Genomic DNA, 19,122 nt, shown 5'->3' on the forward strand with positions numbered 1-19,122 from the left:
TCTACTTCCGTACAACTGACGTGACCGGCACCGTGACCCTGGCGGCTGGCACCGAGATGGTTATGCCCGGCGACAACGTCGGCTTCACCGTCGAGCTGATCGCGCCCATCGCGATGGAAGACGGCCTGCGCTTTGCGATCCGCGAAGGCGGCCGCACCGTCGGCGCCGGCGTCGTCTCGAAAATCATCGAGTAATCACGGTAGTCGGGCTTTGGCCCGGCAAATCGGTGAACTAAAGAAGGCCGCTCCACATGGGGCGGCCTTTTCTCATCCAATCTTCTCGGCGCATTGAGATTATTCGTCGAATAATCTCGGGCAAGCTGAGTTCATTGAACAAAACAGAAGTCGATCTCGCATTCTTAATCTACCGTCCACTCCAAACGAAGACTGAACTCCCAGCTCTCTATTGCAACAGCAAGGGTGACGCGCAAATCAAGCGCGTCCCGGCGATCAGGGGAGACTAAGATGTTTGGTTTTGAATTTCTGAACTATGGAACGCAAATCCTTCACAGCAAGGATTTGGACGATATGAGAGCCGCTGTTCTCGGTGATGACGAACAGGAAGTTGAGTGCAAAATCAGCGACTTTTGCCGAGAGCGCAAGCGATTTGATATCAAGCTTGCTGAAATGTCGGACAGCATGGCGAGAGGAGCGACCTCGGTCAAAACCAGCGCAGACGCGGCCTAACGGCGCAATGGTCGTTTCAAGCCGGTTTCTGGGTTCACATGCTCTTTGCCCATGGCTCACGCCCGACCATCCGGTCGGCCTCGGCGGTGATGTCGTTCATATGCTGCTCAAGGCTCAGACGAAGGGCCTCAATCTGCTCTTCGCTGGCCTTGCGTGGAACTGGATCGGTCCATTCGCGGCACAGAAATACGCCGTCGTTGCGCCAGGGGCGAGGCATCAGCAGACGATCCCAAGTTCCGGCTTCGCGCCCGTGCCGCGCGGAATAGGTGATGCCGAAAACTCGTTTACCTGATGTGCGAGCCCAGACCAGCGGTACGGTCGAGGATACCCGCTCGGGTCCGCGAGGGCCGTCGGCGGCAATGCCAATCGAGATACCCTGTTTCATCTTTCCCAGCACTTCGCGCGACAAGGCGACGTGGCGCTTGCGGCTGGACATTGCAATTGTATCCATCCCGAACAGCTTCTGCACTCGCCCCACCATGCTGCCCGCGCGCGCTGCCGAAGTGATCGAGCAGATGCGGCCTTTGTCCAGTGGGAAGAAATATGGCGATTGTGCCAGTCTCTGGTGCCACAGCACCACGATGACCGGTTCGCCCTGTTCGGCCAGTTGATCCAGTTCTTCGTAACCGATGCGCTGCCAGCGTGTGTTGCGATGCACCAATCGGATATAGCTTGCGATCCGTCGCGCGACCCAGTTCAGCACGGCTTCGCTGTCTGCGATTTTCTTGCGGATGCTCAAGGCTGCGGTCCTCCTGCTGGCCGAGCCTTGTCTTAAAGAACTGCGCGCCGGGCGCAACTTTTTTGTCAGCGGTAAAGTGTTCGGAAAACTCAAAAAGCCTCTTGAGTCCGCTGCGCCTCTGTCATATCTGATGGCCCAGCCTAGGGGTATAGCTCAGTTGGTAGAGCGACGGTCTCCAAAACCGTAGGTCGCGGGTTCGAACCCTGCTGCCCCTGCCATTTCCCACCAGACAAGCGAAATTCCTGCAACAGAGGCGTGGGCTTGGTGCTTACGTGTGGCGCAATTCACTTGACGTGTGCGGCAATAAAGAAAAAGCTTGATCAAGGCTGAAGGAAAAGCCATCAGGACTGTCCAGCTAATGTGCTAAAGTCGTTCGGCTTTTGTGTCACAATATGCAAGCCTGACCGGGTAGGGGAACCCGGAGACGATCGGGGACAACGGGGATAATGACAGAGATCGACGCATTCCTTGAAGAACACGGGCTGTCGAAATATGCGCCGGTATTCGCGTCGAACGAAGTTACATTGGCCGATCTCGCACATCTCTCCGAACATGATTTGATCGACCTTGGGCTGCCACTTGGACCAAGGCGCCGATTGATGGCCGCATTGGGGCAGGCGCGGGATGCCAACCCGACCCCGGTGCAAGGCAGCGGGAAGATTGTCGCCGAGCGGAGGCAACTGACAGTTATGTTTGTTGATCTGGTTGGCTCGACTGCCATGTCCGAGCGGCTTGATCCCGAAGACTTGGGGGAGCTGCTTCGGCGGTTCAAGGAAATTTGCTCGACCTCGGTTGCTCGCTTTGGTGGACATATCGCCGATTTCATGGGTGACGGGGCGATGATCTATTTCGGGTATCCTCACGCGGTGGAAGATGCGGCCTCGCGCGCCGTTCATGCGGGTCTGGATATTCTTGAAGGATTGAATCGCATGGAAGGCGAGGAGCGTCTGACTGCGCGGATCGGTGTTTCGACCGGTCTTGTCGTTGTGGGCGAGATCCATGGCGAAGGGTTGAAGGAACATGACGTGGTCATGGGGCGTACACCCAATCTGGCAGCACGTTTGCAGAGTTTGGCCGAGCCCAATACACTGATCATCAGCCCATCCACTCGCAGATTGGTGGGCAATGCATTTGAACTGCAGGATCGCGGGTCTTTCGCACTGAAAGGGTTTTCGGAACCGATACAAGCCTGGAGCGTCACAGGGCAGGCGCGGATCGAGCGCAGATTTGACATAATGCCTGATGCCGGTTCTGGTCGGCTCATTGGGCGCCAGGCAGAGTTCCGCAAGCTGACCGACAAATGGAATGAGGCAAGTCAGGGCGCTGGACAATCGGTTCTTGTCACTGGCGAGGCGGGGATCGGCAAATCACGCCTGATTGAGGGGCTTAGCCAAGAAGTGCTGGATCAAGGCGCGCTTCGCCTGAACTTCCAGTGTTCGCCCTTTCATGCCAACTCGGCACTTTATCCGATCATTCAGCATCTGGAACGCGCAGCAGGATTTGCGCCGACAGACAACGATGAGGATAAACTGGGAAAACTCTCGTACCTCTTGCGCCATCACCCGCCTGAGCATGTGCGCCTGATCGCCGATTTGTTGAGCGTTGATGCTGATGCTACGCTGGGGCCTCTCGACCTGCCGCCGCAAGTGAAGCTTGAGAAGACGTTGGAGGCAGTGACAGAACAGCTTGCGACGTTAGCGCGAGAACGACCGGTGTTGCTGTTGTTCGAAGATGCGCATTGGGTTGATCCGACCACCTTGTCTCTTACAGATCGGGTGATCGAACATATTCGGGACTTACCGGTGCTGATCGTCGTAACAGCACGTACCGGTTTCGATCCGGGTTGGGGTCACCACAACAATACCCTGCGTATACCTCTCAAGCGTTTGACCAATCGGGATGTGGCTGAGATCGTAGCTGAGGTGGCGGGGGGGCACCCTGTACCACCCGAGGTTTGCGACCTTATTGCGGCCAAGACGGATGGCATTCCGCTTTATGTCCAGGAAGTGACCCGCGGTCTTTTGGAATCGGGGCAATTGCGCTTGAGCGACAAGGGGTATGTCGTGCGCGGCCCCCTGCCATCGCTTTCAGTTCCCAGCACGTTGCAGGATTCGCTGATGGAGCGTCTAGACCGTTTGGGCAAGGCCAAAGAAGTGGCGCAAACCGGCGCCGTGTTCGGGCGGCAGTTCTCGATCGCGTTGCTGGCCTCTGTTTCGTTTCTGTCTCCGACGGTTCTGCAGGCCGGACTGGAACAGCTCTCATCGGCCGGGATCATTCTTCAAGCCCCGGATGCGGCAGAGGATGAGTTCATCTTCCGCCACGCATTGATTCGCGACATGGCTTATGACAGCCTGCTGCGCACGGAACGGCAGTCGCTGCATGACCGCGCGGCGGGTGCGTTGCTAGAGAACCAGCCGCAACTGGCCCAGACTCAGCCCGAGGTTCTGGCACAGCACTACACGTTGGCCCAACGCGCGGATGAGGCCGTGATGCACTGGCAAAGCGCGGGGCGTCGAGCGATCGAACGCTCGGCCCAGGCCGAGGCGTTGACCCATCTGTCGAAAGCTCTGGATCAGCTTGCCGATCTGCCAAAGAGCCGTGCACGGGATTTGCAAGAGATCGACATCCAGATCCTGCGTGCCGGTGTCTTGCGCTCAACAAGCGGTATTTCGGGGGATGCGACGGGTGAGGCCTATGGGCGTCTGCGCGAACTATGTCACCGAGCTGACGAGACCGAGCGGCTGTTTCCTGTGCTCAACGGGCTATATGCATTCCATCTTGTGCGTGCCGAATATCGATTGGCGAAAGGCGTGGCTGCGCAGATCCTCGATCTGGCGGCGACAAGCGGCAAGACCGAACACCGCATGGTCGGTCATCGCGCCATGGGGGCGGTGCAATTGCATCTGGGCAACCTGTCAGATGCAAAGCGCCATCTTGAGCAAGCTTGGGCGCTTTATGATTTTGATCAGCACAGCCAGCTAGCCTATGTCTATGGAACGGATCATGCCGCGATTACATCAGCATTTCTGGGCACATGTTATTGCCTGATGGGTCGGCATCAAGATGCCCTGCAGGTGCAGAATACAGCGCTGGAATGGTCCAAGAACCTCAAGCACGCGCATAGTGTGGCGCAGATCTTGGTTTACATGTGCAAGGTTCACCTGCTGGCGCGCGACATCCCTGCATTGCAAAGGGATGTTAAGGCGCTGTCCGAAGTCGCCGAGGAGCATTCGCTACCCTTTATGGCGACCATTGCGCGGCTATGGGAAAGCTGGGCAAAGGCGACCACGACCTCTGAAGTCGAACATATCGAGGACCTGCGTCAGGCGTCGGAAGACTGGTGGTCGGTTGGGGCCGGAAATTACAAGACTTTCTTCCCTTCGCTGATTGCCGAGATTCAGACAAACGCCGGCCATCACGACGCTGCGCATCAGACTCTGACGCACGCCAGAAATGTTCTGAGTAAAACCGAAGAGAAATGGGCCGAGGCCGATCAGCTTCGTATCGAGGCCGCCCTTGTAGCCAAGACAGGGGGCGATCCCGTACCGCTGCTGTTGCGCGCTATCGAAACAGCGCAAAGGCAAGGCGCGCGGCTTTACGAGCTTCGTGCGGCGGTCGCGTTGGCGGAGTGGCGGCAACACCGAGGCGAACCGGTTGGTGAGGCGTTGATTTCGGTCATGTCGCATTTCCATCAAGATGCCCAACTGCCGGACCTCAAAGACGCACGAGCGTTGATGGAAACGATTACTTGACCCGAAGGCCAACTTGCTGCCAGCTTGGGCGCGGGCAGAGTTGGGATGATACCTGAATTTCGACTTTTAAGCGCTGGGTCACCAGTCCGGCGCCCCGCTCTTGTGGTATGAGGAGACCTAATGCGTAAGATCAGCAAAACACTTCTGGCCAAGGATGTCTTGGCGCAAAGCCGTACCGATCTGGCGCTGCAGCAGTACCATTCGATCACGCCCGATGAGTTACGTGAATTTGAGAAGAAACTGATCGGAACGGTCACTCTGCCGACCGACGCGGATTACAACAATGACCGGCAGGTTTGGAATCCGGCTTTCCAGGACTACCCAGAGATCATCGTCTATTGCGAGACCATTCAGGATGTACGCGCCAGCCTTGCTTTCGCGCGTGAGCATGACCTGTGGGTTGTTGCGCGGTCAGGGCGTCACAGCACGGCGGGGTATTCGGTCAATAACCAGATGGTGCTGGATACCAGCCGAATGCGTTACGTGACCGTCGATCCAAAGGTGCCGATGGCCTATGTCGGTCCGGGCACACCGTTCAAGATGCTGAATTCGGAGTTGAACTCCTATCACCTGCATGTGCCGGGCGGGGCCTGTCAGGATGTCTGCGTGGCGGGTTTCATGATGGGCGGCGGCTATGGCTTTACCTCGCGCCGGCTTGGGATGGCCTGCGACAACGTTCTGGGCGTCACGGTCATGCTGTGGGACGGCAGTATCGTGATCGCGGACAAAGATACGAACTCCGACCTCTTCTGGGCCATACGAGGCGGGACCGGCAACAACTTTGGTGTGTTGCTGGAAATCCGCTACCAGCTGCACCAGCTATATGAAGTCTGGGGTTGCCACATCACATGGCCGCTGGACAAAGCCGCCAAGGCACTGGAGTACCTGCAGGCCAACTACATGCGCACCTGCGAAGATGACCGTTTCGGGGCCTATATCTTTCTGGCCTATCAGGGAGATCGAAAAGTGCTGCTGGTGTCGGCGCTCTATGATGGCACGTCCGAAGAGGGGAACGCGTTTGTTCAGCCCCTGCTGAGCGATGAAATCGGCGGCGAGATGGGGGAGGACGACCAGAACTATGGCACCTATCAAGAAATCAACTCATGGCTGTATGACGACAAATATGACATCCCCGTCGTCCCCGATCAGGCGCGTGAAGATAAGCAGGCCGGATATATTGAACGCCAGCTCAACGAAGCCGAATGGCAGCGCGTCGTGGACTACCTCGACAGCACGCCCAACGCTTATGGCGCTGTGGCCATCGAACCCTATGGGGGGGCGATCAATCGGATGCCGTTGGGCAAACAAGGCAATGCCTTCATTCACCGTGATGTGTCGCTGAACTTCTACGTCGATGTGTTCTGGGTGTCGGAAGAAGAAAAAGAGATCGTGGTGCCGTGGCTCGACGGATTCATGGAACTGATGACCGAAGAAGGCTATTTCATTGACCGCGTCTATCAGAACTATCCGCGGCGGACTCAGAAGAACTATCGCTGGCAATATTGGGGCGAGTATTTCAACTCTTTGCTGTTCTTGAAGCAGAAATTCGACCCGCATAATTTCTTCCATTATCAGCAGAGCATTTCGCCTGTGCCGGATGACGCTCCGCCTGACATCATCCGAGATACGTCCAAGTCGATATTCGACGACCCAACGATCACATACGAGAGCTATTCGAACCCCTGAAAGCGGGGGCTGCCAAGGCCAAACGGGGGAGGGCCCAGTATGGACACGATCCAAGAGATTTTCTTTCTGCCACCCATGGCGGTTGCCCGCCTTGGACCGGGTGAGACACCGCTGGAAAGCTATGAGTGGCAGCAGGACATGGATGCCCATGGCAACAACAAAACGGTCATCCGGTCGAACATAACCTTTCGCGAGATTGAAGATGGCAGTGTCACTGCCTATCTTCCCGATCCCGACACAATCCGCTTTCGCGACGAAGGCGGCGCGTTGCGCCCGGTTGCCCCGTTCTTTGAGCTGTGGGCGCGGATGCATGATGCCGAGACGGGCGAGGAATATGAGACACCGGTGACGCTCGATCTGCTCGACGATCAGGGCCTGTCGCTGCAAAACGTGCGCTATTCGGTCACCGTCGGGAACACCAAGGCCGAGCGCCGGACTGGCGACGCGGCTTGCGGGTTTCGTGCACGGGTCGAGATTGCGGGTCAGGATTTCACCCCGAAACCCCTGCTGGCCTTCAGCCCGTATACGTCCGAACAACAGCCGATGGTCTATGAGCATAACCCGATCCCGCTAGGCTCAATCCGTGTGATGCATCCTGTGCAGGGTCATGATGAACCGGTCGAAGGGGAGTTCATCGACCGCAGCATCCTGCGCCTGCGCTTTATGCCTCCGAAAGGTGAGGTTTATGGCCCGCCTGATGCTGCATACGGTCCGGCGACGCTGGCCGTACCGGGCTATCAGAACGACCCGCCGAAATCGGAATATGGTCGCATCCACGAAATCGTGCCCGAACAGAACCGCATCCTGAACCCCGACACCCCTTGGTCGAAATGGATCATGATGTCCGGCACCTCGGACGACCCTGAGCCGCACGATAGTTACGACGGTGCCCGTGTGGGCAATGACCAATCCTGGGGAGTGGCCGATGACACCAGCGATGGCGTGATCGAGGCGACGCTGGCAGTACGTGGCGAACGCCTGACCGCGCGCGCCACGATCATGACCGGACCACCCGATTTTGCACCTGATGCGCGGCCGTTCTACAGCCTTGAGGATGATCTGGCCGATCGTGATCTGTCGCTAATCTCGGTAACTGAAGAAAACTACACCCAGGCCAAAGACGAGGTGGTCGATATCTTCCGCCGCGCCTTCGAGACCAACAGCCTGATCAACCTCGACGATATCCGCGCGCAAGGTTTGAAGGACAATGCCAAATTACAGGCGAAAACCGGGATTTCCCCGACGCCGGGCCTGCCGTCAACCGATGCGAAATCCATGACGGAGGAGGATGCAAGGCCGCCGGACAAGATCGACGAACTGATCCGCCCGCAACCGATCTCGGTCTTTTCGAACTCCGTGCCGAATGATCGGCTGCCCTATACAGTGGCGACGAAGTTCGTGCATGAGCAGTTGATTGACGAGGCCAACCTGCTGGATTTCCTACGCCGTCGCCCGGATTTCGTTAAAACACTGCTGCGTCCACCATATGGTATCCTGACCGAGCTTGAAACCGACCCGAACCCTGATCAAAATCCGAACCCGGATTTTCGCGATCCTCGGATTATCCGCGACTCGATGCACGACGCGCGGATGCCGCCCTATATGCGCGATTCCAACTATTACCCGCTGTCGCTGTCGCGCAGGCAGTACCATCTGGTGATCTCGTTCATCGACTATCTGGTTGCACAGGAAACGGAGGCTCAGAATGTCTGATCAGCCCGGCCAAATCCGCGTTAAACCCCGCAACCTGACCGCCCGCGCGGCCTATAAGGTACCGGGCAACCCCGACAACACGCGACTGGACGGATCGGTGGGGAATTGCTTTCCCGGTCTGGAAATGGATGTGCGCAACCTGGACCGCCGCTTTTTCCCCGGTCTGGTGTTCAACGCCGCGCGGGTGCCGCTGAACCCCGTGCCCGAGGCGCCGAAGAATTCACAGGGCTTTCATCTGGTTTTTGTGGACTATTTCTATGATCCGATGCTGCCTGACAACAGCCCCGAGGAGTGGGTGCAGACGCTGTTGGAGGCCTACAGCGGTGACATCGGCGCAAAGCTCAGCCAAGGTCGCTGGTTCCTGTCATGGGTCGAGCAGAGCGGTAAGCGCATCACTTTCAAGGAGGAAGACGGCACACCCTATGACGGGCTGATGATTTGGCGGTTCATCCGCAGTCTGGAACATGGTGATGACAAACCGGTCAGCATTGCTCTGGAACGGCGCAATCATGATGGCATCGTGGATACCGAGCAGGTCGTCCTGCACGGATTCCGCCGCCAGTACCGGACCGAGGCGGGTGTCTTCAGCGAAGCCTATGATCCCGGAGAATTGACGCAAAGCCTGTGCAATCCGTGGTCCCATGACTTCCGCGACTGCGGCTGCCACTACTGGCCTTCGAACCACCCCGACGTAGTGATGGCTGAGGTGGCGCATGACGATCAGCTGCCCTCGGGTCAGTCAAAGAACCCGATCGAGGCCGAGACCTATCTGGATTGGCTGCGCTCGGACAAGTCTCCGTCCGGTAACGTCGCGGCGCTGAATACGGTCGAACAAAACCGCCCCTACCAGATTGACCATTATCAGGTAAATCAGATGTGGAGCGAATTGCCTATCGTCGTTGAAGGCCGCGAAACGGGCGAGGTTTATGAAGTTGATCCCGAAATGCCAGGCGTGGAGCCCTATGACACGCCGCAGGCGATGATCGAGGACCTCAAGACGCGTCTGGCCGCGATGGAGATGACGCTGAGCCTGCAATATCTTTACGCCTATTTCTCTCTGGCGGATCCCGAAACGGCGGATACCCAAAAATGGCCGACGCTGAAAGACGATCTGATATTTGCCCGGCGTTCGGTGCTGGAGGTCGCGATTGGCGAGATGACCCATATGCGCTGGGCGAACCAACTGCTGTGGGAGCTTGAGCCCGAGGGGTATGAACCCATCTTGACCCCGTCCGAAACCTTGCCGGCGGGCAAGGGTAAGACGCAGCCGCGCGCACTGAGGCCACTGACGGCCGAAGCGCTTGCGGATTTCATCGAGATCGAGCGCCCCGGAGGCTTTATCGACCGCGCTTATGCACAATGTGTGGCGACTTTGGAGCAGGAGGATTTGTTCCCGGAACGCCGCCTTTATGCGCTGGCGGTACGGATCGACACCGACGGGGACGAGCACTTCCTGCGCTTCAGTCAAATGAAGGACGTTTTGGCCAAATACGATACGGGAGAGGGCACGCCTGCCTATTTGCGTCAGATTGAGGTTGGCACTGAAGAGGAGGCCAGGACGGCGCTGGAACTCTACGCGAAGGTCAAGGATGGGTTAGCCAACGCCTATACGCTTGAAGCGGATGGCAAATTTGAAGACTCCCAGGCCTACATCCAGCAGGTGCGCGATGACATGAAGCTGTTCCGCGTCGAGGGCGAAGCGCTGGCCGCCAAGGGGATTGGCATCCCGTTCTGGACGGAGGGTAAGGCGTGATCCCACCCGCCGCGCAGGTGCATTTCTTTGACACAGGGCATGGAGATCACATGCTGGCCGTTGATGGATCGCGCGTGTTTGATGTGCCTGAGGGGACGGCGGACCAATTCGCAACGATGGACAAGAGAAGTCAGAGCGCTTTCCTCAGGTCCATGGGATTGGATGGAACACCTTTCATCGATGACACGCCGCCTCAGAGTATGCCCGTGAGGTCGCTGTCACTGGCAGTGGCGCAGAAATGCAATCTGGCTTGCACTTATTGCTATGCTGCAGGGGGAGAATTTGGCGGACCCGCGCGGAATATGGAATGGGAAGTCGCCAAGGCTTCGGTTGATCGGCTGGTGGCCGAAGCCGAACCCGGTGTGCGGATCAACCTTGCCTATTTGGGTGGAGAACCTCTGATCAACCGCGATCTGGTGCAACGCACTACGGAATATGCCGTCGATCAGGCGCATGCCAACGGGTTGAGCGTCGGGTTCTCGATCACAACCAACGGGACCCTGCTACGCCCCGAGGATGCGGCGTTTTTCGAAGCGCATGGATTTGCTGTCACCATCAGTCTGGATGGCGTGGGCGAGGTCCATGACAAGCTGCGCCCAAATCGTGGCGGTCGGGGTAGTTTTGATACGATCCTGAAACGGGTCGAGCCTTTGCTGGCAGCTCAACACCTTATGCAGGTTGGTGCCCGGGTAACGGTTACGCCGCAGAATATGAACCTGCCAGAGACGCTGGATCGGTTTGTGGGAATGGGATTTCATTCGATTGGATTCTCGCCCATGCTGGCCTCGCCCAACGGTCAGTATGAACTGAACCGGAGTGATTTGGACGAGATGCTATCGCAGATGATCCGTTGCGGCGAAGTTTTCGAGGCGGCGGTAATCGAAGGGCGGCGCTACCCATTCTCGAACATGGCAGCGGCGATGCAGGAGATCCACCGAGGCACCCATCGGCCCTATGCCTGCGGGGCAGGGGGCGGGTATTTTGGCGTGTCCGCTGATGGCGGCCTGTTCGCTTGCCATCGCTTTGTTGAAGACGAAGCCGGAGCCATGGGCAACGTCTATGATGGCCCCGACCTACGGCGCGAGAACTGGTTGGCGGATCGGCACGTGCACACGCAGTCCCCGTGCGGCACCTGCTGGGCGCGGTATCTATGCGGCGGCGGGTGTCATCACGAAGTCATCCATCGCGGACGCCCCGCTTGCGACTACATTCGAGGTTGGTTGCACTATTGCCTTCAAGCCTATGTCCGCTTGTCCGAAGCACGTCCGGATTATTTTGGCGTGTCCGCTCAGGTGGCCTCTGCCTGAACGGATGGAGATTGAGACCGAAATCTGCGTGATCGGAGGAGGCCCGGCAGGTAGTTCTGCTGCGCTGAAGTTGGCTCAGCTAGGTCGGCGTGTCTGCCTGATCGAGCGGCAAACGTTCCCGCGCCAGCATGTCGGCGAGTCATTGCCGCCATCAATCTGGCCGATCCTGAACCTGTTGGGGGTCGACGAAACCGTTTCCCAAGCCGGTTTTCTGCGTGCAAGCGGATCGCTTTTGCATTGGGCCGGAGCGTTCGAACGTCGCGGCGTCGACGGTGATCACCCCGGACTTTTGGTTGACCGGGGCCAGTTCGATGCGGTGCTGTTACGTGCAGCACAAGCGGCAGGGGCGCAGGTCATCCAACCTGCGCGCGCATACCGCCCGGTGCGCCAGCAGTCTGGTTGGGAGATTCCCGTTCGGACCGACACGGGCGCCTTTCGGATCCAGGCACAAATCCTGCTGGACGCAGCGGGACGGCAAGCCGGGCTGGGCCGCAGGTTTCGCCCTGCATCCAAACCTTTGTTAGCGCTTTATGCTTATTGGCACGTGCCGCCGGGCTTTGGCCCGCAAGCCCGGGTCGAGGCGGGACAAGGACATTGGTATTGGGGCGCGCTGTTACCGGGAGGAGTGGTCAACGCAATGGTTTTTGTCGATCCCGACGCCTGCATCGGGCTGCCACCCGCAGATCGACGCGATCTCTATCTGAATCTTCTGGCCCGTTCGACACTACTAGCGCCCTGTCTGGAACAGCGCCGTATCGGACCTGTGCGGCGGGCGGATGCGACCAGCCAGGCCGAGACAACACCACCAACGCGCGACCTTCTGCGGGTCGGAGAGGCCAGCTTCGCGGTCGACGCGTTGTCGTCGCAGGGGGTGCAATTGGCGATGGGGCAGGCGGTGCAGGCCGCAGCTGTGGTGAACACGCTTCTGACAACCCCCGATCATAGTGATCTGGCCTTGTCTTTTTATGCGGATCGGCAATTCGAGCGTGTGCAGACCCATGCAGCGCTCGCAGCCGATTTCTATGCACGGCAGCATGCTGTCGATCCTTCGCACTTCTGGGCTGAGCGCGCAAAGCCGTTGGATTGGGTAAAGTCTCCAGCGTTCGATCCAAACACGGAGGCGTTGCGTGATGATCAGCCCCTCATCCTGTCACCTCAGGCCAAGCTCATCACTTCCGGCGTGCAAACCGCTTCGCATATCGAACCCGGCCTTGTCATAGGGCACCCGAATCTTCCAAGGCCAGTTGCAAATCTGGAGGGCGCAATGCTGGGACCGTTGCTAGAGCGGCTGGGCGCCCCGACAACCACTTTGAACATCATCAAGAGCTGGTCAGAGGTTTTGGCCACACACACGGCGTCGCGCATTCTGCGCTGGCTTTGGTATCATCGCATCGTGATCCCCGCCGCTGATCAGGCTTAATCGAGGTTTCCTCGGCGCGTTGAATCACCTAAAGTCCGCCGCAACGCCAATCGCCAAGAAACAAGAGGTCGCATGTCGCGTTTTGATGGGTATTTCCTGCGGCAATTGCTGGTGCTGTTTGGCTTTTTCACCCTTGTGCTTGTAGGGGTGTTCTGGATCACGCGTTCAGTCAGCCTTTTTGATCGGGTCATCAGCGGCGGCCAATCGGCGATGGTATTCCTGGAGTTCACGGCGTTGACCTTGCCGACGCTGATCCGGACGGTCATGCCCATGGCTGTGTTTGCGGCCGCTGTTTACGCAACCAACCGTTTGAGCCGCGAAAGCGAGATGACGGTGATGCTGGCAACAGGCTCCAGCCCGTGGCGACTTGCGCGAGCGGTCTTGGTGTTCGGGCTCAGTGCGGGACTGATGATGGCTGTCATCAGCGTCTTTCTGCGACCTGCATCGGTTGATCAACTGGAATTAAGACAGGATGAAGTTGCCGGAGATGTCACCGCACAGCTGTTGAATGAGGGCGAGTTCTTGCATCCAGCAGAAGGCGTAACCGTCTATATCGGCGATATCGATTTGGACGGAACGCTGCGCGAAGTCTTCGTCTCGGACCGTCGCGATGGGATTAACCCGGTCAGTTATTCCAGTGCTACGGCCTATCTGGTCAATCAGGCTTCGGGCATTCATCTGGTTATGCTGGATGGGATTGCGCTGCGGTATGATCAGGCTGGTAACACGCTGTCATCCACGTTGTTCGAAGACGCCTCTTACGACATTTCCGAACTGACCCAGAATTCGAGTATGGGCCATCGCAGCCTTGAAGCCATCCCGACGGTCGAGTTGATCTGGGATCGCGAAGCGGTCTCAGTGAAAGATGATCACAGCATCGGCCATCTGGTGGATGAGCTGCACCAGAGGTTTTCGTGGATTGCAATATGTATTGCGGTCGCATTGGTCGGATATTCGACCCTGATGCTGGGTAGCTTTTCGCGCTTTGGGCTTTGGCCTCAGATCCTGGGTGCCTTTACCATTCTGGTCCTGCTTGAGGGGGTTCGGGGATTCGTATCCCCGTTCGTCATCAATGATCCCAGACTTTGGGGCTTGCTGTATCTTCCCGCCGTTATGGGCGTGCTTGTGTCGGTTCTGTTTTTACTGGCCGCGGGGCGACCCTTGCTGCGAAAAAGGGTTCGAAACGGAGCACCAAAGCCGTCACCGGTCTGAAGTCAGCGGCGAAGTTCCTCCAGGCACTGCAGGATGTTTTCAACTTCTTGACTGTCCGAACGGACCACCAAATACAGCGGTAGCATTAAGTCGCGCGCATCTTTCTCGCGCAACAGCTCGCCTGAGTTCAGATGCTGAGTGATGACATAGTCCGGGAAATACCCATACCCGCCACGCTGTAGGAGATAGCGTAAAGCCATCAAGCAATTACCCAGAAAGATAGTTTGACCTGTCGCGAGACGCGCTGTGGAACGGACATGATCCCGGTAGGTCTCGCCCAGTTCTATGTTGACAAATACCCGTTCAGCGTCGGTGTTCGCATCCTTCCTGCTTTGAACCAAAGACAGCCGTTCGGGCGCAAGTTCGTGGAATACCACGCGCCGGTCCGCAGGTTTTTCATGGGTCAGCGCGGCGTCAAGTACGTGGGTCGCAACGGCGTCGACCATATCCAAATCATGGTCGTAATTCAGGGTTAAAAGCAATTGTCCAAACCGTTGTTCAAAGCGAACAGCAAGGTCCACCAGTAACGGATCCCACACGCTCAACTGGGCACCCAGACGCAGTGCCAACCGATTTTGAATCTGTTCAGGCAGGTCGTTGGCTGCGAACGACCACAGCGACAGCATCTGTTCAGCATAGGGTTTGAATTGGCGACCGTACTCGGTCAATACCGTTCCGCCTGCCCCGCGCGAGAACAGCGGTTTGCCTGTTGCGTCTTCCAGGGCCCTGATCCGGGCGCTGACTGCGGTTTGGGTTACATTCAACTTACGGGCCGCTGAGTGAAACCCACCGGTTTCCGCTACGCTTAAAAATGTTTCCAGAGATTTGGTTTGCATATTGAAAGTATTTTTTGATCGAATTGATAAAATCAATTCATTTTTTTGCCTATATCTGCCGCTTTAAAGTGATTTGACGAACGTAGCCAAAGGATTCGCGCGATGCTGGACAAGAGCCACAAACCCACCTGGACCAGTTTTGAAGAGGCGACCAAGGCCGACTGGGATGCGGTCATGGAGTATGAAGAGAGCTACAACGCTGCTTTGCCGGATCGCATACTGGACGCCATTCGTTCACTGGATGAAGAATGGACGCCGTATCCGGTGAATCGCTATCAGCACAGCCTACAGGCCGCGACACGAGCGTATGAGGACGGCGCTGATGAAGAGTTGGTTGTGGCTGCCCTGATCCATGACACCGGCGATATCTTGTCGCCTTATAATCACGGGGAACTGTCCGCCGCGATGATGAAGCCTTATGTCAGTGAGAAGACACACTGGATTCTCAAGCACCACTGCGTGTTTCAGGGCTACTACTACAATCATCATCTAGGTGGTGATCGGAATGCCCGCGACAAATATCGCGACAGCCCGTATTGGGAGGACTGCCGCTATTTTTGCCATGAATACGATCAGAAGGCGTTCGACCCGGACTATCCGACCAAACCGCTGGAGTTCTTCGAACCCATGCTACGCCGCGTTCTGAACAAGGGCGAAGGGCACATGGAACTGAATGAAACCGCGGAGAATTAACAGGCAGCCATTAGGCGATAGACGATCTGGGCGGCGGTAAAATCCCAGGCGGCATTGCCGTTCGGGGCCAGTTCGACGACGTCGAAACCCACACATTTTCGGCCCTTCAGGGCGTGTTCCACCAGGCGCAGGGCTTGATAATATCCCAGCCCGCCTGGGACGGGTGTTCCAGTGGCGGGCATGATTGCCGGGTCCAGCCCATCAACGTCAAAGCTGACGTACACCAGTTCGGGAAAATCCTTTGGCAGATCAACCGAGTGGATGTTGCCGGTAACCAGTTCTTCGGCGTCCACATGAAACACGTGGTTTCTCAGGCGGCTTTGGGCTTCTTCGGTCGAAAAGGCGCGAACGCCGAATTGCGCCAGACGGATACCTTCTTCGGCAAGAAGATGCATGACTGAGGCGTGAGAATGTTTCTCGCCCTGATAGGCGTTGCGCAGATCAGCATGGGCGTCGATCTGCACGATACCAATCGGTTGGTTTAGAGCGCGGGCAACACCCAACACTGCGCCGTAGCTAAGTGAATGCTCTCCACCTAGCGTCACCGGGATTTTGCCGGCGCGAACGGCCGCCTCCGTGCGTTGGGCTAGGCGTTCCATTATCTCTGACAACGCTGCATCGCAGTCAACGGGTTCTTCGGTCAAGATCCCCTCGACGCAGGGCTCGGCGTGGCCAGTGATGCGTTCCAGTTCATTACTGGCTTCGATAATTGCGTCCGGGCCTTTGGCGGTGCCCGCCCCGTAAGATACAGTGCGTTCTAGCGGCACAGGGATCACACGGAACCGCGCGTCCTCAGTGCGCTCGGATGCGGACAGTTCACTGTCGAGGAAAATACTCATGAGAGGCGGCCTTTAAAGTCGTCATAGCCGAACTGTTTGATGATTTTCAGTTCGTCCGTTTCGCTGTTCCACAGCGCTATAGTCGGCAGCGGAACTCCGTTGAAGGTGTTGGTTTTGACCATCGAGTAGTGCGCCTGATCGAGGAAGGCAAAGCGTTGGCCGATTTCCAGTGGCTTGTCCCAAGTGTAGTCACCGATCACGTCGCCCGCCAGACAGGACGGGCCGCCAAGGCGATAGGTATGGCCTGCCTCGGCCTCATCCATGAGGGCGGGGCGATAGGGGGCTTCGATGACGTCCGGCATATGGCAGGTGGCCGAGATATCGGTGATCGCAAGGGTCATACCGTTGGTCGGCAAGTCGAGGATTTCGCCAACCAGAATGCCCGCATCCAGGGCCACCGCTTCACCGGGTTCCAGATAGACGTCGATACCGTGTGTCTCACGGATGGATTTGATGAAGGCGACCAGCCCGTCGCGGTCATAGTCATCACGGGTGATATGATGCCCGCCGCCGAAGTTCAGCCATTTGAGTTGGCCAAGGTACGGTTTGAGTTTTGGCTCAACCGCGTCCCAAGTCCGCTGCAACGGCTCGAACCCCTGTTCGCAGAGCGTGTGCATGTGCAGCCCGTCCACGCCACTCATAGTCTCGGCGGTCAATTGGCTGACCGGCGTGCCCAGACGCGAGCAGGGAGCGCAAGGGTCGTATTTGGGGATTTCGCCTTCGGAATGTTCCGGATTGATGCGCAGACCGACCTGTACGCCGGCGGCTTGGGCTTTTGCCAGAAAGCGGTCCTTTTGCGCGGGTGAGTTGAAGATGATGTGGTCCGATAGCGACAGGATTTCGTCCATGTCCGCGTCTTTATATCCGGCGCAGAAGGTTGCGACCTCGCCGCCATATTCTTCGCGCCCCAGCCGCGCCTCATAGATGCCGGACGCGCAGGTGCCGCCAAGGTGTCGGCGCACCAGTGGGGCCAGCGAGAACATGGAAAACGCCTTGAGCGCGCTCAGGACATGTGCGCCGGAGCAGGTGCCTATCTCGGAGAGGATGGTCAGGTTGCGCTCAAGGGCTTTCTCATCGACCACGAAGCAAGGGGTGGGCACGCGGTTGAAGTCGAAATTGCGGAAAGCTCCGGCATCTCCGGCTTGGGTGGTCATCATGTCGGACAATTCGGGTGTCTCCGGATTGTGGAGAGGCGGGGGGGGCGCTGCCCCCCGGACCCCCCGAGATATTTATAGCCAGATGAAGCTGATGCGGATCAGAAATCGACGGGACCGTCGAGTTCGTGGACCTGCCACGGCAGGCCGTGGGTGTTCAGCATGTCCATGAAGTCGTCCGGGTCGAGCTGTTCCATGTTCCACACGCCCGGCTGGGTCCAGTTGCCTTTCAGCACCTGCGCCGCACCGATCATGGCGGGGACGCCGGTGGTATAGCTGACGGCTTGGCTGCCGACCTCGGCATAGCATTCCTCGTGATCGCAGATGTTGTAGATATAATAGGTCTTTTCGCCCGAGCCGTCCTTGGCCTGACCTGTGGCGATGTCACCGATGCAGGCTTTGCCCTTGGTCTCCGCGCCCAGATCGCCGGGATCGGGCAGCAGGGTTTTCAGGAACTGAATCGGGATGATCTCCTTGCCGTCATGCATCACCGGGTCGATGCGGGTCATGCCGACATTTTCCAGCACTTTGGCGTGAGTGATATAGGCGTCACCGAAGGTCATCCAGAAGCGGGCGCGCTCAATCTCGGGGAAATGGGTGCTGAGCGACTCCAGTTCCTCGTGATACATCAGGTACATGTTCTTGGGGCCGATGGCGGGGAAGTCGAACTCGACCTTGTGGGTCATCGCCGGGCTGTGCTGCCATGCGCCGTTTTCCCAATGGCGCACCTCGGCCAGCACTTCGCGCAGGTTGATTTCCGGGTTGAAGTTGGTGGCGAATTCTTGATCGTTGCTGCCGCCATTCGCGTCCAACACATCGATCTGACGGATCGTATCCAACTTGTGCTTCTTCAGCCATTTGGCGAAGACGGATGTAACACCCGGATCGAAGCCCGAGCCGAGGATGGCAGTCAAACCAGCCTCTTTGAACCGTTTTTGATAGGCCCATTGCCAGTGGTATTCGAACTTGGCCTCGTCCTCGGGCTCATAGTTCGCGGTGTCGAGATAGTGGATGCCGGCCTCAAGACACGCGTCCATCAGAACCAGATCCTGATACGGCAGGGCCAGGTTTACGAGGATTTCTGCACCCGTTTCTTTGATCAGTTTGACTGTATCTTCAACCTTGTAGGCGTCCAACTCGGCAGTCGCGATGTCCACACCGACGCGGTCCTTAACGGCCGCTGCGATGGCGTCGCATTTCGATTTCGTGCGGCTGGCCAGCGTGATCTCGGTAAAGATGTCCGAATTCATCGCCATTTTGTGCACGGCTGCGTGGGACACGCCGCCCGCGCCGACAACCAGTGTTTTGCCCATGGGATAGTCTCCTCTCAAG

General features: G+C 57.7%; 15 protein-coding genes and 1 tRNA gene. 11 read left to right on the forward strand and 5 right to left on the reverse strand.

Annotation, left to right across the window (positions count from 1 at the left end; genetic code table 11):
* Both ACR0NE_RS08310 and ACR0NE_RS08315 read left to right on the forward strand, forming a co-directional pair.
* Positions 1-194: EF-Tu C-terminal domain-related protein (locus ACR0NE_RS08310; RefSeq protein WP_480762215.1), on the forward strand; the 194-nt coding region annotated here is incomplete at its 5' end.
* A gap of 270 nt (positions 195-464) precedes the next feature.
* Positions 465-686, forward strand: a complete 222-nt coding sequence (locus ACR0NE_RS08315; protein ID WP_170420395.1) for a hypothetical protein — start codon at positions 465-467, stop codon at positions 684-686.
* 34 nt (positions 687-720) lie between these two features.
* On the opposite strand, the gene ACR0NE_RS08320 is transcribed toward ACR0NE_RS08315, so the two are convergent.
* Entirely contained in the window at positions 721-1,425 is a 705-nt protein-coding gene (locus ACR0NE_RS08320; RefSeq protein ID WP_170402235.1) for a DUF374 domain-containing protein, read from the reverse strand.
* Between the two features lie 142 nt (positions 1,426-1,567).
* On the opposite strand from ACR0NE_RS08320, the gene ACR0NE_RS08325 reads away from it, so the two are divergent.
* From ACR0NE_RS08325 to lptF, 8 genes are all read left to right on the forward strand, one after another.
* Positions 1,568-1,643 (forward strand) — tRNA-Trp (locus ACR0NE_RS08325).
* A gap of 228 nt (positions 1,644-1,871) precedes the next feature.
* On the forward strand, positions 1,872-5,177 hold the full coding sequence (locus tag ACR0NE_RS08330; protein WP_170594297.1) for an adenylate/guanylate cyclase domain-containing protein: 3,306 nt from the start codon (positions 1,872-1,874) through the stop codon (positions 5,175-5,177).
* 120 nt (positions 5,178-5,297) lie between these two features.
* The gene (locus tag ACR0NE_RS08335; protein ID WP_170594299.1) at positions 5,298-6,863 is read left to right on the forward strand and encodes an FAD-binding oxidoreductase; all 1,566 of its coding nucleotides are present in this window, start codon (positions 5,298-5,300) and stop codon (positions 6,861-6,863) included.
* 39 nt (positions 6,864-6,902) lie between these two features.
* Positions 6,903-8,576, forward strand: a complete 1,674-nt coding sequence (locus ACR0NE_RS08340) for a hypothetical protein (RefSeq protein WP_170594301.1) — start codon at positions 6,903-6,905, stop codon at positions 8,574-8,576.
* Positions 8,569-10,329: a ferritin-like domain-containing protein gene (locus tag ACR0NE_RS08345; RefSeq protein WP_170594303.1), complete on the forward strand. Its 1,761-nt coding sequence runs from the start codon at positions 8,569-8,571 to the stop codon at positions 10,327-10,329. Before ACR0NE_RS08340 ends, ACR0NE_RS08345 begins: the two co-directional genes overlap by 8 nt.
* Positions 10,326-11,636: a radical SAM/SPASM domain-containing protein gene (locus ACR0NE_RS08350; RefSeq protein ID WP_170594304.1), complete on the forward strand. Its 1,311-nt coding sequence runs from the start codon at positions 10,326-10,328 to the stop codon at positions 11,634-11,636. Before ACR0NE_RS08345 ends, ACR0NE_RS08350 begins: the two co-directional genes overlap by 4 nt.
* A gap of 4 nt (positions 11,637-11,640) precedes the next feature.
* Positions 11,641-13,056, forward strand: coding sequence for a flavin-dependent monooxygenase QhpG (gene qhpG, locus ACR0NE_RS08355; RefSeq protein ID WP_170594306.1), 1,416 nt, complete (start codon positions 11,641-11,643; stop codon positions 13,054-13,056).
* Positions 13,057-13,128: 72 nt separating this feature from the next.
* Positions 13,129-14,268, forward strand: a complete 1,140-nt coding sequence (gene lptF / locus ACR0NE_RS08360; protein ID WP_170392575.1) for an LPS export ABC transporter permease LptF — start codon at positions 13,129-13,131, stop codon at positions 14,266-14,268.
* Between the two features lie 2 nt (positions 14,269-14,270).
* Here lptF and ACR0NE_RS08365 read toward each other — a convergent pair whose 3' ends face one another.
* Complete coding sequence (locus tag ACR0NE_RS08365; protein WP_170402209.1) at positions 14,271-15,104, reverse strand: LysR family transcriptional regulator; 834 nt, start codon at positions 15,102-15,104, stop codon at positions 14,271-14,273.
* 102 nt (positions 15,105-15,206) lie between these two features.
* On the opposite strand from ACR0NE_RS08365, the gene ACR0NE_RS08370 reads away from it, so the two are divergent.
* Entirely contained in the window at positions 15,207-15,797 is a 591-nt protein-coding gene (locus ACR0NE_RS08370) for an HD domain-containing protein (RefSeq protein WP_170594308.1), read from the forward strand.
* Here the strand turns inward: ACR0NE_RS08370 and speB are convergent.
* From speB to ACR0NE_RS08385, 3 genes are all read right to left on the reverse strand, one after another.
* The gene (gene speB, locus ACR0NE_RS08375; protein WP_170564390.1) at positions 15,794-16,636 is read right to left on the reverse strand and encodes an agmatinase; all 843 of its coding nucleotides are present in this window, start codon (positions 16,634-16,636) and stop codon (positions 15,794-15,796) included. The two genes, ACR0NE_RS08370 and speB, sit on opposite strands and share 4 nt — an antisense overlap.
* Positions 16,633-17,802 (reverse strand): carboxynorspermidine decarboxylase, encoded by a 1,170-nt coding sequence (gene nspC / locus ACR0NE_RS08380; protein WP_170594310.1) that lies wholly within the window; start codon positions 17,800-17,802, stop codon positions 16,633-16,635. Before nspC ends, speB begins: the two co-directional genes overlap by 4 nt.
* 89 nt (positions 17,803-17,891) lie before the next feature.
* Positions 17,892-19,103 (reverse strand): saccharopine dehydrogenase family protein, encoded by a 1,212-nt coding sequence (locus tag ACR0NE_RS08385; RefSeq protein ID WP_170594312.1) that lies wholly within the window; start codon positions 19,101-19,103, stop codon positions 17,892-17,894.
* Positions 19,104-19,122: the final 19 nt, after the last annotated feature.

It is taken from the genome of Ruegeria sp. C9 (assembly GCF_056537585.1).

Bases quoted from the DNA above. Each gene is read 5' to 3' on its own strand.
- qhpG (WP_170594306.1), top strand. From the start codon at position 11,641: ATGGAGATTGAGACCGAAATCTGCGTGATCGGAGGAGGCCCGGCAGGT.
- ACR0NE_RS08315 (WP_170420395.1), top strand. From the start codon at position 465: ATGTTTGGTTTTGAATTTCTGAACTATGGAACGCAAATCCTTCACAGC.
- ACR0NE_RS08345 (WP_170594303.1), top strand. From the start codon at position 8,569: ATGTCTGATCAGCCCGGCCAAATCCGCGTTAAACCCCGCAACCTGACC.
- ACR0NE_RS08370 (WP_170594308.1), top strand. From the start codon at position 15,207: ATGCTGGACAAGAGCCACAAACCCACCTGGACCAGTTTTGAAGAGGCG.
- ACR0NE_RS08330 (WP_170594297.1), top strand. From the start codon at position 1,872: ATGACAGAGATCGACGCATTCCTTGAAGAACACGGGCTGTCGAAATAT.
- ACR0NE_RS08385 (WP_170594312.1), bottom strand. From the start codon at position 19,103: ATGGGCAAAACACTGGTTGTCGGCGCGGGCGGCGTGTCCCACGCAGCC.
- lptF (WP_170392575.1), top strand. From the start codon at position 13,129: ATGTCGCGTTTTGATGGGTATTTCCTGCGGCAATTGCTGGTGCTGTTT.
- ACR0NE_RS08340 (WP_170594301.1), top strand. From the start codon at position 6,903: ATGGACACGATCCAAGAGATTTTCTTTCTGCCACCCATGGCGGTTGCC.
- ACR0NE_RS08335 (WP_170594299.1), top strand. From the start codon at position 5,298: ATGCGTAAGATCAGCAAAACACTTCTGGCCAAGGATGTCTTGGCGCAA.
- speB (WP_170564390.1), bottom strand. From the start codon at position 16,636: ATGAGTATTTTCCTCGACAGTGAACTGTCCGCATCCGAGCGCACTGAG.
- ACR0NE_RS08365 (WP_170402209.1), bottom strand. From the start codon at position 15,104: ATGCAAACCAAATCTCTGGAAACATTTTTAAGCGTAGCGGAAACCGGT.